Annotated in this window: 9 protein-coding genes; 8 read left to right on the top strand and 1 reads right to left on the bottom strand. The window is 33.6% G+C overall.

From position 1 onward, the window contains the following. Positions 1 to 143: 143 nt before the first annotated feature. The 5 genes from cycA (at position 144) to glpC (ending at position 7,322) form a co-directional block, all read left to right on the top strand. On the top strand, positions 144 to 1,544 hold the full coding sequence (gene cycA, locus GFU93_RS08475) for a D-serine/D-alanine/glycine transporter (protein ID WP_370456886.1): 1,401 nt from the start codon (positions 144 to 146) through the stop codon (positions 1,542 to 1,544). Positions 1,545 to 1,789: 245 nt separating this feature from the next. Further along, positions 1,790 to 2,608, top strand: coding sequence for a 1,4-dihydroxy-2-naphthoyl-CoA synthase (menB, locus tag GFU93_RS08480; RefSeq protein WP_160568718.1), 819 nt, complete (start codon positions 1,790 to 1,792; stop codon positions 2,606 to 2,608). A 587-nt stretch (positions 2,609 to 3,195) separates the two neighbouring features. Beyond that, positions 3,196 to 4,857: an anaerobic glycerol-3-phosphate dehydrogenase subunit A gene (gene glpA, locus GFU93_RS08485; protein WP_160568720.1), complete on the top strand. Its 1,662-nt coding sequence runs from the start codon at positions 3,196 to 3,198 to the stop codon at positions 4,855 to 4,857. Then, the gene (glpB, locus tag GFU93_RS08490; RefSeq protein WP_160568722.1) at positions 4,847 to 6,127 is read left to right on the top strand and encodes a glycerol-3-phosphate dehydrogenase subunit GlpB; all 1,281 of its coding nucleotides are present in this window, start codon (positions 4,847 to 4,849) and stop codon (positions 6,125 to 6,127) included. The genes glpA and glpB overlap by 11 nt, the downstream gene beginning before the upstream one ends. Next, positions 6,108 to 7,322, top strand: coding sequence for an anaerobic glycerol-3-phosphate dehydrogenase subunit GlpC (gene glpC, locus GFU93_RS08495; protein WP_160568724.1), 1,215 nt, complete (start codon positions 6,108 to 6,110; stop codon positions 7,320 to 7,322). The genes glpB and glpC overlap by 20 nt, the downstream gene beginning before the upstream one ends. A 67-nt stretch (positions 7,323 to 7,389) precedes the next feature. Here glpC and GFU93_RS08500 read toward each other — a convergent pair whose 3' ends face one another. Further along, entirely contained in the window at positions 7,390 to 8,157 is a 768-nt protein-coding gene (locus tag GFU93_RS08500) for a DeoR/GlpR family DNA-binding transcription regulator (protein WP_105296437.1), read from the bottom strand. 289 nt (positions 8,158 to 8,446) lie between these two features. On the opposite strand from GFU93_RS08500, the gene GFU93_RS08505 reads away from it, so the two are divergent. The 3 genes from GFU93_RS08505 to GFU93_RS08515 all read left to right on the top strand — a co-directional run bounded on the left by GFU93_RS08505 (position 8,447) and on the right by GFU93_RS08515 (position 12,997). Then, positions 8,447 to 10,021 (top strand): glycerol-3-phosphate dehydrogenase/oxidase, encoded by a 1,575-nt coding sequence (locus tag GFU93_RS08505; protein WP_160557792.1) that lies wholly within the window; start codon positions 8,447 to 8,449, stop codon positions 10,019 to 10,021. Between the two features lie 61 nt (positions 10,022 to 10,082). Then, positions 10,083 to 11,441 carry a phosphoglycerate transporter protein PgtP gene (gene pgtP, locus GFU93_RS08510; protein ID WP_160542972.1) on the top strand — a complete coding sequence of 453 codons (1,359 nt, stop codon included), beginning with the start codon at positions 10,083 to 10,085 and terminating at the stop codon, positions 11,439 to 11,441. 329 nt (positions 11,442 to 11,770) lie between these two features. Beyond that, a complete protein-coding gene (locus GFU93_RS08515) occupies positions 11,771 to 12,997 on the top strand; it encodes a glycerophosphodiester phosphodiesterase family protein (protein ID WP_160568726.1) in 1,227 nt (408 codons plus the stop codon). Positions 12,998 to 13,058 lie beyond the last annotated feature (61 nt).

The raw sequence follows: 13,058 nt of genomic DNA on the forward strand, positions 1-13,058 counted from the left end.
AATATGGATATTCTTAAATATACTTATTTTTTAAATAGAAACACAAATAGGTTTTAATTTATATGTGAAACTTCATAAAAAAATGTAATTTTATACTATATTTTATCAACAAAACAATTAATTATTACATAACTAAGAAAAAAATTGAACACATGAATAATTCCAACAATCAGTTAAAAAGGAGTTTAACTAACAGACACATACAGCTCATTGCAATTGGAGGAGCTATCGGAACGGGATTATTTATGGGATCGGGAAAAACCATAAACTTGGCCGGTCCATCAATTTTATTGGTGTATACCATTATAGGTTTTATTTTGTTCTTTGTCATGAGAGCCATGGGCGAATTGCTCCTTTCCAATCTTAACTATAAATCTTTTGTCGATTTTACTACCGATTTATTAGGCCCTATGGCAGGTTTTTTTATGGGATGGACTTATTGGTTTTGCTGGATAGTTACCGGAAGTGCTGATTTAATCGCTATTTCCGGATATGTAGAATATCTTTTTCCGAATATGGTTGCACCGTGGATTCCAGCCTTAGCTTGTATAATATTATTCTTATGTTTAAATCTATTAACTGTTAAGCTTTTTGGAGAAGCAGAATTTTGGTTTGCCATAATTAAAATTATTGCCATAATTTCCCTTATTGCAATCGGTATACTATTCATAATTAATCATTTCAAATCTCCATCCGGAGTAACTACCTCACTTTCCAATATATGGAACGATGGAGGATTTTTCCCTACCGGTTTTACCGGATTTGTTGCGGGATTTCAAATCGCCGCTTTTGCATTTGTTGGAGTAGAATTGGTAGGAACGACAGCTGCTGAAACTAAAGATCCGGAAAAAACTCTTCCCAGAGCCATTAATGCCATTCCTGTTCGAGTTATTCTATTTTATGTACTTTCTTTAGCCGTAATCATGTCGGTAATGCCTTGGAGAACTATAGACCCCGACAAAAGTCCTTTTGTTGTTTTATTTTCTTTTGCCGGAATAACTGCTGCATTCAGTATAACTTATTTTGTAGTACTTACTTCCGCTGCTTCTTCTGCTAACAGCGGGATATTTTCAACCAGTAGAATGTTATACGGTCTTTCGTTAAGCAAAAAAGCACCTGTTTATTTCCGAAAACTTTCCAAAGCTTCAGTTCCTTCCTATGGATTAACGTTCTCCTGCATCTGTTTGCTCCCTGCCGTACTAATCCTTTGCTATGGAAACGAAAATATAATGTATGCTTTTACATTGGTAACTACAGTTGCTACCGTACTTTTTATTTTTATTTGGTCTATGATCCTCATATCCTATATTTCATTCCGAAAGAGAAAACCCGAACTTCACCAAAAATCAAATTATAAAGTTCCCGGAGGTCTTCTATCCATTTATTTATCCTTATTGTTTTTCTTATTTCTCATTGTGGCTTTTTGGTTTAAAGAAGACACAAGACAGGCTCTCATTTTTACTCCTTTATGGTTTATATTATTGGGAATTTGCTACTCAATAATTCCAAAACAAATAAAAAACCAGTGGAAAGCACATTTTTAGAATTTTATACCTTTTATCAAGTAAAAAGATTTTCTAAAATCAATTAGTTCAAACAAAAAGTGATCTTTACTAATCATTTAAGATTTTAAATTGTTTGTAGAGTTAAATTAAAAAGCGTTGTCCGTTATCCTCAAAATTGCCATAGTTTGGTGGTAAAACACAAGCAGCCTTAGTACTCATACTTTTATAATAGGTATTAAATACCTAAATTTGAAAAATATCAACGAAAATAAATCTAATACAATATGGCTAGAAATTGGGAAACCATAAAAGAATACTCTGATATTTTATTTGAATACTGGAACGGAATTGCAAAAATAACTATTAATCGACCGGAAGTTTATAATGCTTTCCGACCGGAAACCAATTTTCAAATGATTGAAGCAATGGAATATTGTCGAGAGCATCCCGAAATTGATGTAGTTATCCTAACCGGAGCGGGAGATAAAGCCTTTTGCAGCGGAGGTGATCAAAATGTGAAAGGTGTTGGCGGCTACGTAGGAGAAGATGGAGTACCTAGATTAAATGTATTGGAATTACATAAAAAAATAAGGGAAATTCCTAAACCGGTAATTGCTATGGTAAACGGATATGCTATCGGAGGAGGACATGTGCTTCATGTCGTTTGTGATTTAACAATAGCTTCCGAAAATGCTAAATTTGGACAAACCGGTCCAAAAGTTGGAAGCTTTGACGGTGGTTTTGGTTCATCGTACCTTGCCAGAAGTATTGGTCAAAAAAAGACAAGAGAAATTTGGTTCCTATGCCAACAATATACCGCTGAAGAAGCTAGAGAAATGGGAATGGTAAATAAAGTTGTTCCAAAGGAACAACTTGAAGATGCCACCATAGAATGGTGTGAAATTATGCAGCAACGAAGTCCAATGGCATTACGTATGATAAAACGTTGTTTAAATGCTGAGCTTGACGGGCAGCATGGTCTAATGCAATTAGCCGGAGATGCTACCCTTATGTATTATTTAATGGATGAAGCCCAAGAAGGTAAAAAAGCTTTCTTGGAAAAACGTAAACCCGATTTTAAAAAATTCCCTAAATTTCCTTAATAATATTAAAAAAGTTCCTTAATCAAGGAACTTTTTTTATTTGAATATGAAAATACTTTGTTTTATATCGTTCATACAAAACAATATCATTTTAAAACTACATCAATAATTTTTATCTATTAAAAACTTTATTTTAAATGATGAAATAATTTCATTGATTATCAAGTCTCTTAGTTCTATATACTCTTATCTTTCATTTTATAATTGGTAAAGATAGTATACAAAAAAATACAAGTCCATTAAATCTATTTTATTTTCCATTGTTAAAAAAATCACTATTTCTCCCTTATAAAATTTTACCATTACTTACGTTTTAAAACCGATTTTTCAGATAAAAACAAAAGTAATAGTAGACCCTATTAGAAAATTTTTCTAAAAATTTTCATCATAATAATTTGTAAATAAATTTTAATTAATTAAAACTTTTACAATTAATTAAGTAATAATTAATCTAATTTATCAATCATATATTGATAAGAAAAAATTATCTTATCTGTTTTTTAAAAAAATGATTAATATCAGAATAGTAACTCCATATTGTTTCGTTTTCTTTCGTAATTTTGCTACTAAAATAAAACCAAACATTTGTGAAAACAGAATTATCTAATTCTAGTAAAACTAACACTTGGGATGTAATTGTTATCGGAGGAGGTGCGACCGGTGCCGGAACTGCCCGAGATTGTGCAAGGAGAGGATTGCGTACGCTTATGTTAGAGCGTCACGATATAGCTACTGGAGCTACGGGAAGAAATCACGGATTACTACATAGCGGCAGCCGTTATGCGGTTACTGATAGAGAATCCGCTGAAGAATGTATCAAAGAAAATATGATCTTAAAACGTATCGCCAGCCATTGTGTTGAAAAAACAGACGGTCTTTTTTTAACCTTACCGGAAGACGATATTGCTTTTCAATCTAAATTTATAGAGGCTTGCCATACTGCAGGAATTGATGCTAAGGCCATCGACCCTAAAGAGGCATTACATTTAGAGCCTTCTGCAAATCCTTCCATAATCGGTGCAGTAGTTGTACCGGATGGAACTGTAGATCCGTTCCGTTTAACTCTTTCTAATATAGTAGATGCTAAACAACATGGAGCAACCATTGAAACCTACCATGAAGTTTTAGGATTAATTAAAGAGCAGAACAGAGTTATCGGAGTAAAAGTTTATGATCATATAACTAAACAGGAAAAAAATTTATATGCTTCTATAGTAGTAAATGCCGGAGGAATATGGGGTCAAAAAATTGCGGAGTATGCTGATTTAAAAATAAAAATGTTTCCTGCTAAAGGATCGCTTCTTATTTTTGGACACAGAGTTAACAATATGGTATTAAACCGTTGTCGTAAACCTGCGGACTCTGATATCCTCGTACCCGGAGACACCATTTGTTTAATAGGTACAACTTCCACCCATGTCCCTTACGAAGAAATTGACAACATGTATGTTACTCCTGAAGAAGTAGACATCTTAATCCGTGAAGGTGGAAAACTATCCCCTACCCTGCTTCAAACCCGAATATTACGTGGGTATGCAGGAGTGCGACCATTAGTAGCTTCCGATGATGATCCTACAGGACGTAATGTTAGCCGAGGTATCGTTTTATTAGACCATGCTACAAGAGATGGCCTGGAAGGTTTTATCACCATTACCGGTGGTAAATTAATGACGTACCGATTAATGGCTGAATGGGCTACAGACTTAGTATGTAAAAAATTAAATAATACAACTCCTTGTACAACCGCTGAATCCAATCTTCCGGGATCTCAACAAAGTACTGAAGAAATAAATCAAAAAATGACTTCAGTACCAACTACCATACGTAAATCTGCCATTTACAGATTGGGAGATATGGCAGAGAATTTAAAAGCAAACAAGGTTACGGAAAATAGTTTAGTTTGCGAATGTGAGGAAGTATCTGTCGGAGAAGTCGAATATGCTATTAATGAATTACATGTCAACAATCTAATTGATCTTCGTAGAAGAACTCGTGTTGGCATGGGAACCTGTCAAGGAGAACTTTGTGCCTGTAGAGCAGCCGGATTAATGAACCATTATCAAGTTTTAAGCCCGGATAAATCTAAAGAAGATTTAACCATTTTCCTTAATGAAAGATGGAAAGGAATACGTCCTATTGCTTGGGGCGATACTTTAAGAGAGAGTGAATTTACCAGTTGGGTTTATGAAGGAGTATGCGGATTAGATATGATACAAGAACAAATTAAAAAAGCAAAAGATGAAATTTGATACAGTAATAGTAGGAGGTGGTTTAACCGGATTGGTTAGTGGAATTAGATTAATGCAGAAAGGGCAAAAATGCGCTATTATCTCTTCCGGACAAAGTGCTTTACATTTTTTTTCAGGTTCTTTCGATTTGTTAAATAATCTTCCGGACGGAACGCCTGTTAATAACCCGGAAGCTTCCCTATCAGAACTTTCTAAACAAGCGCCGAATCATCCATATACCAAAATGGGCGAATCTAAATTTAAAGAATTAGCCCAAGAAGCTAAAAATTTTCTAAATGAAATTGGAATAAAAATCCAAGGGTCTTCAACTAAAAATCATTATCGAATTACCCCTATGGGTATGATAAAACCCACTTGGTTAACCATGCCAAATTTTGTTTTTTTTGAAAATGGAAAATTTCCGATTAAAAAAGCAGCAATTATAAATGTTGAGGGATTTTTAGATTTTAATCCTGATTTTATTTCCGAAGCATTTGAAAAAATAGGTGTGGAAACTACCATCAACTATTTCAACTTACCGGAATTAAATACAATCAGAAAAAATCCGAGCGAATTTAGATCTACTAACCTGTCCTTTGTATTTGACAAAGAAGCTAACCAAGATCTTCTGGCTAAAATTCTCACTGAAAAAAGTCAAGGATGCGATGCTATTATTTTCCCTGATTGTATTGGCTTTAGAAATTCGGATGTATTACCTAAACTCATTCAAAAGGTAGGAAAACCTATATATTTAATCCCGACCTTCCCTCCTTCCCTAGTAGGTGTTAGTACTCAATTATATCTAAAAGATTATTTCACAAAATTGGGCGGTATTTTTATGCTGGGAGACAGCGTAACCCATGCCAACATTGAAGGAAATCAAGTTACCGAATTATATACACTCAACCACGGAAATATTCCAATTTCTGCCAAAAACGTAATACTTTCTTCCGGAAGCTTTTTTAGTCAAGGATTATTAGCTGATAGTAAACAAGTTTATGAACCTGTATTTGACCTTGATACGGATTATTTACAAGATCGAGCAGAGTGGTATAATAGTAATTTATTTGAAAAGCAAAATTATCAACAGTTTGGTGTTAAAACTGACAAAAATTTTCACGGTATAAAAAACGATATGCCTATCGATAATCTATATGTGGCAGGTGCCATTCTTAGTGGGTTCAATCCATTAAAAGAAGGATGCGGTGCAGGTGTTTCTTTTTTATCCGCATTATATGTAGCTGAACAAATTTTAATCAAAGAAAAGACCTATGAACCTATTGCTCAATAAAAGTGAAAATAATTTCGAACAATGCATTAAATGTACGATCTGTACGGTGTATTGTCCCGTATCCAAAGTAAATCCCGATTATCCGGGACCAAAACATTCCGGCCCTGATGGAGAAAGATTACGTTTAAAAGACCCTGAATTTTATGACGAATCTTTAAAATATTGTATTAACTGCAAAAGATGTGAAGTTGCTTGTCCATCTAACGTTAAGATTGGAGATATAATCCAGATGGCTCGTATTAAATACAGCAAGAAAAAACCTATTTTAAGGGATGTAATTCTTGCTCACACGGACTTTATGGGTACACTGGCTACTCCATTTGCTCCTATTGTGAATGCAATGACTTCTTTTAAACCGGTTAAAAGCTTAATTGAGCCTATCTTAAAAATAGATAAGAGAAGAAGCCTTCCCAAATATTCATTCGGTACGTTCAGAAGTTGGTACAAAAATGTTGCTGAAGAACAAAAAAAATATCCAACACAAGTATCTTATTTTCACGGTTGTTATGTAAATTATAATAATCCGCAGCTTGGAAAGGATATGATCAAAGTTCTTAACTCATTGAACATAGGGATTCAACTTCTTGAAAAAGAAAGATGTTGCGGTATTGCTTTAATATCAAACGGTTTTATAGATAAAGCTAAGAAAAACGCGACCATCGATGAAGCTGAAATTCGCAAATCCGTAATAGACAAAAAACTTCCGGTAATCACTACTTCTTCTTCCTGTACGTTTACTGTACGTGATGAACATTCTCATCTTTTGGGAGTAGATAATAGTTCCGTTAAAGATCAAGTAGAATTAGCTACTCGATACATTTACCGATTACTGAGTTCTTCTGACACTAAACTTAAGTTTAAAAATAAACCTTTAAAAATTGCGTATCATACCCCTTGTCACATGGCAAAATTAGGATGGACGTATTATTCCGTTGAATTGTTAAAACTTATTCCAAATGTAGAAGTAACCGTTTTAGAATCTAATTGTTGCGGAATTGCCGGAACTTTTGGATTTAAAAAAGAAAATCACGAAGTTTCTAAAAAAATTGGTGATCCATTATTTAATCAAATAGAAACGGGAGGTTTCGATCTTGTTGCAACCGATTGCGAAACTTGTAAATGGCAAATTGAAATGTTTACCACTAAAAAATGTGAACATCCCCTTAGTATAATTGCCAATGCATTAGAGAATTGATATTATATTTTCAGTAAAAAACCCTTATGAAAAATCATAAGGGTTTTTTTTATAAACAAATCAAAATTTATTTGGCTACAATTACTTCTATTCCATTATCTTCTAAAGTGGTAAGATCCTTTTCCGTAATATCATTATCTGTAATCAAAACATCTACTTTATCCAGAGAACAAATCTGACCAAACCCTCTTTTATTTATTTTAGTTGAATCTGCCAAAACAATGACTTTCTCCGATTGCTCTATCATTACTTTATTAAGATGAGCTTCTGTTGAATTGGAGGTTGAAAGACCAAAGTCTAGGTCTATGCCATCTATTCCCAAAAACAATTTATTACATGAAAATTTTTTTAATTCGGATTCTGCTAAAGATCCTATTACGGAAATGGAGCTTTTCCTTAGATTTCCCCCCAGCTGAATTACATCAATAAAAGAATCCTTACTCAACTCCATTGATACACTTAACGAAGAGGTAATGATTGTTAATTTTTCATATCCTGAAATGATTTTTGCTAAATAATATACAGTAGTTCCTGAAGCTAAAATAATAAAATCCTGATCGTTAACGAACTTAAGTGCAGCTTTCGCTATTTTTTGTTTTTGCATTACTTGCACAAATTCTTTTTCGTTAATATTTTTTTCGAAAGCATAGAGAGGCTGCTTACTTGCTCCACCATGTGTTCTATATAAAAGACCGGTATTTTCCAAATATTGAAGATCCTTTCTGATAGTAACCGCCGAAACATTTAATTTTTCACAAAGCTCATTAACTTTAGTGAAATTATGCTCATCTAATTCATCGATAATAAGTTGCTGCCTTCTATTAAGCTTAATCATGATCAGGAATTTTTGAAAGTTTAAAGTTAAGAATAAAATCTAAATCTTTATTGCATTTTATCAATATGTCAATTAAATTATCATTAACAACTATACAGCCAATAAATTATTTTATTTTTATTCCATTAATTAACAGCCTGCACCTTTATTTTATCAAATTTTTAACTAAAATTTATAGGAATTTCAACAGAAAATTGTATATTAAAAAATTTCATACTGTTTCGTATTGTTTTTTTTGTAATTTTACCGACAACAGAAAAGAAGCAAAAAACAATTAAATTAAAACAAAATGAAACGAAGTGATCAATTATCAAAACTAAATACAAATTCTGAATGGGATGTAATTATAATTGGTGGCGGTTCAAGTGGTTTGGGAGCAGCTGTAGATGCAGCAACAAGAGGATATAAAACCGTTTTATTTGAAGCTCATGATTTTGCAAAAGCAACATCAAGTCGTTCTACAAAATTACTTCATGGAGGTGTTCGATATTTAGCACAAGGAGATATTGCCTTAGTAAAAGAGGCACTAAGAGAAAGAGGTCTTTTGGAAAGAAATGCCAGTCACCTTGCAAAAAAACAAGTTTTTGTTATACCTAACTATAAATGGATTGATGGTCCTTTTTACACCATTGGGCTAAAAATATATGATATGCTTTCGAAAAAACTTAGCTTAGGAAAATCCGAGCATATCAGTAAAAGCAAAGCGCTGGAAATGCTACCTACTGTAGAACCTAACGGTCTACATGGAGGGGTAATATATTATGATGGACAGTTTGACGATTCTCGTATGGCTGTAAATCTTGCCCAAACTGCTGTAGAAAATGGGGGAGCCATCTTAAACTATATGAAAGTAACCGGTTTAATCAAAGATGATAAAAACCAAATTACAGGTGTAAAAGTTAAAGACGAAATTAACGGTACCGAATACGAAGTAAAAGGAAAGGTAGTATTAAATGCCACCGGTGTATTTACTAATGATATTCTTAATATGAATGACCCTAACCATAAAAAAACAGTTGTTCCAAGTCAAGGGATCCACTTAGTATTAGACAAATCATTCTTACCGGGAGATAATGCTTTGATGATTCCTAAAACCAGCGACGGAAGGGTATTATTTGCCGTTCCATGGCATAACAGACTAGTGGTAGGTACCACAGATGTATTAGTTGATCACCCAAGTTTAGAGCCTAGAGCTTTGGAACAAGAAATTGAATTTGTACTTAATACAGCATCTCAATATCTTGTTAAAAAACCTACTCGAAAAGACGTATTATCCATCTTTGCGGGACAAAGACCATTAGCGGCTCCTGATAAAGAAGGAGGAAGCACTAAAGAAGTATCTAGAAATCATAAAATTTTAGTTTCAGAAACCGGATTATTAAGTATAATCGGTGGAAAATGGACTACCTTCCGACAAATGGCAGAAGACTTTATAGATAAAGCCATAGAGACCGGAAAAATTGACCGTAAACCTTGTAAAACAGTTAATCTTTCCATTCACGGGAATATGCCGGCAAATCAAGTAGACAGAACCAATCATTTATATGTTTATGGTTCCGATATACCGGCTATCAAAAAACTTCAGCAAGAAAATCCTGAATATGCAGAAAAAATCCATCCAAACCATGACTATACAAAAGCTGAAATTGTATGGGCTGTTAGACAAGAGATGGCGCAAAAAGTTGAAGATATATTAGCCCGAAGAGTTCGACTATTATTTGTTGATGCGCGCGCTGCTATAGATGCAGCTGAATCGGTAGCAAAAATTATAGCTAACGAATTAGGATATGACGACAATTGGGTTGCTAAAGAAACTAAAGAGTTCCAAGATTTAGCCAAAGGATATTTATTAGTTAATTACTAAAATAAGTTGTCTATCATTTTTTCATTAAAAAAATAATTAACTCTATTATAAATTTAAAAAAATGTCAAATTTTTTAGCTCCACCTAAGCCTATTGAACGTAAGCCGGAATCGGAAGTTAAATCTTCCTATACGCAATTGAGGCTTCAGGTCTTCATAGGAATATTTATAGGATATGCAGCCTATTATCTTGTTAGAAAAAACTTTTCATTGGCTATGCCTTATTTAGTTGAAATGGGTTTTTCTAAATCAGACCTCGGAATTGCCTTTTCATTCAATGCTACTGCGTATGGTTTATCTAAGTTCATTATGGGTGGTATTTCAGATAGAAGTAATGCAAGAAAATTCCTTCCTTTAGGATTAATTTTAGCTGCGGTTTCAACCATTATAGCAGGAACTTCCATAGGAATGTATAATATTACCGTAATGGCCGTTTTCCAATTTTTAGTGGGTTGGTTCGGGGGTATGGGTTGGCCTCCCTGCGGACGTGTGATGACTCATTGGTTTTCTGTTAAAGAAAGGGGAACAAAAATGGCTATATGGAATTTAGCTCACAATGTTGGTGGTGGATTATTAGGTCAGGTAACCAAATGGGGAATTCTTTTCGCTTCATCTCTTAGTATGAGTGTTCTAAGCTGGAAAGTAGGAATGTTTTGGTTTCCTGCAGGAATTGCCATCCTAATCGCTATAATTTCTTATATTCTTATTCGTGACAATCCTCAAGCATGCGGCTTGCCGAGCATTGAAGAATATAAAAATGATTTCCCTCCTAATTATTCTAAAGATTCCGAAAAAGTATTATCGACTAAAGAAATATTTTTCAAATACGTTTTAAATAACAAAATGCTTTGGTTCGTTGCATTCGCTAACGCCTTTGTTTACTTTATCCGATACGGAGTACAAGACTGGGCTCCAACTTATCTTTCAGAAGTAAAAGGATATTCCCAAAGTGATATCAGCAATGCCTATACCTATTATGAATTGGCTGCTATACCGGGAACCTTATTATGTGGTTGGGTTAGTGATAAGATATTTAAAGGGAAAAGAGCCATGACTACCATTATATTTATGTTATTGGTAATTGTATCAATAGTTGTGTATTGGCAAAATCCGGACAGTAAATTAGTTGATTTAATAGCATTAACTTCAATTGGATTCTTTATCTATGGTCCGGTGATGTTAATAGGTGTTCAAGCATTAGATTTAGCTCCTAAAAATGCAGCAGGAACAGCTGCAGGTCTTACCGGTTTCTTCGGTTATTTTATCGGTACTTCATTACTTGCTAATATAGTTATGGGAAAAGTAGTTGAATCCCTTGGATGGTCGGCAAGCTTCCAATTGTTAATTGGCAGCGGCATTTTATCCATTATATTTATGGCTTTCACTTACAAAAAAGAACAAGAATTGGATAAAAATAAATAACAATATAAAAATACATTCTTTTTCTGTTTTTAATAAGTTTTGATTGTGATAAAATTTTTTGGAATGAATTACAAATGGATGTATAAATCCATTACTGAATAAAAGCTCTGATTTAATTGAAAATTATTTGAAAAAATAATGATTGATAAAAGATAAAACTTGAGTTATAAAATAAGAGTTAAAAATTCTGTTTTAGATATGATGTAAATAGAGCCACCAATAAAATTTTTCACAATCAAAACCTATTAGCATTTAAAAGAAATACCATCAAGTAGCAAGATATCTCAAAAATTAAATTCAAACTAAATTCACTTTTTTATAATAGTTATATGAGAAATAATAAGCTGGTTACATTAGCATGTTTAAGTATGATAGCTTTATCATGTAGTAGCGATGATAACGCATCCACAAACAGTAAAGAAGAAGTTCTTCATTTATCTCCTGAAATGCAAAAAGTAAGGGATTACGTTCCTGAAAATGCCGTAATAGGTCACAGAGGAACCTCTTATTGGGCACCGGAGTCTACAGAGTCCGCATATAGATGGGCACGAAATATGGGAGCAGATTATTTGGAAGCTGATCTTCAAATTACCAAAGACAGCGTAATTTTAGTAGTGCATGACAATGTACTGACCCGAACGTCCAACATTAAAGATATCTATCCGGACAGAGCAACTCAACCTGCCTCTACCTTTACTTATGAAGAATTATTAAAGTTGGATGCCGGTACTTGGTTTAACCATGATAAAAATACATCACCCGACAGAGCTAGACCAAGCTTCTCCTCTCAAAAACAATATATCAGCACCTTGGAAGACTTACTAATGTTTGCACAAGGAAAACGTTTAAAAAGAGATGCTAACGGAGAAAGAATTTGGAAAAAAACAAACGGAAAATATACTTTTGAATATGAAAATGATCCGGCAGATAATGGAAACAGACCCGGAATTTATATTGAAACTAAAGAGCCCAGCTTAAATCCCGGAATAGAGCATGCTTTAGTTAAGGAATTGAATCGACATGGATGGAACATTATTGAAAAACCGGCTACAGAAACTGCCCATTTCAAAAACGGTAAAGTAAATGTCGGAAATACCAATGGAAAAGTTGTATTACAGACTTTTTCTCATAATAGCTTACTGATTTTAAAAGATTTATTTAAAGGAAAAATTCCAACCGCTTTATTATTTTGGAAAGGTACCGGTCCGGATGATATACATGATGATCAACAATCCACTTATATAAAGCATATTAATTTTGGAATTGAAAATTTAGCACAGTTTATTGGTCCTTCTATTGCCGGAGGAACTCCACCCGACAATTGGCCGGAATTATTAAATCCTTGGCAAGCAGAATTAATACACCAATCAGGCATGAAAATACATCCTTACTCTTTCGATAATGAGGGACAAATGATTAAATATTTTTCTTTTTATGATGGAATGTTTACCAATCAATCGGATCTAACAATTCGTTTCTATCATGAAAAGCAACTCAGAGAAGGAGGACCGGCTTATCAAGATGCTAAAACTATATTGACAGATTTAGGCTACTAAACAAAAAAATTATAGGTTATTTTCAATTTTATTACTTCGATATAGTTTAAATGTTGTTTTC

The organism is Apibacter sp. B3546, from assembly GCF_009827885.1.
Taxonomy (GTDB): Bacteria; Bacteroidota; Bacteroidia; order Flavobacteriales; family Weeksellaceae; genus Apibacter.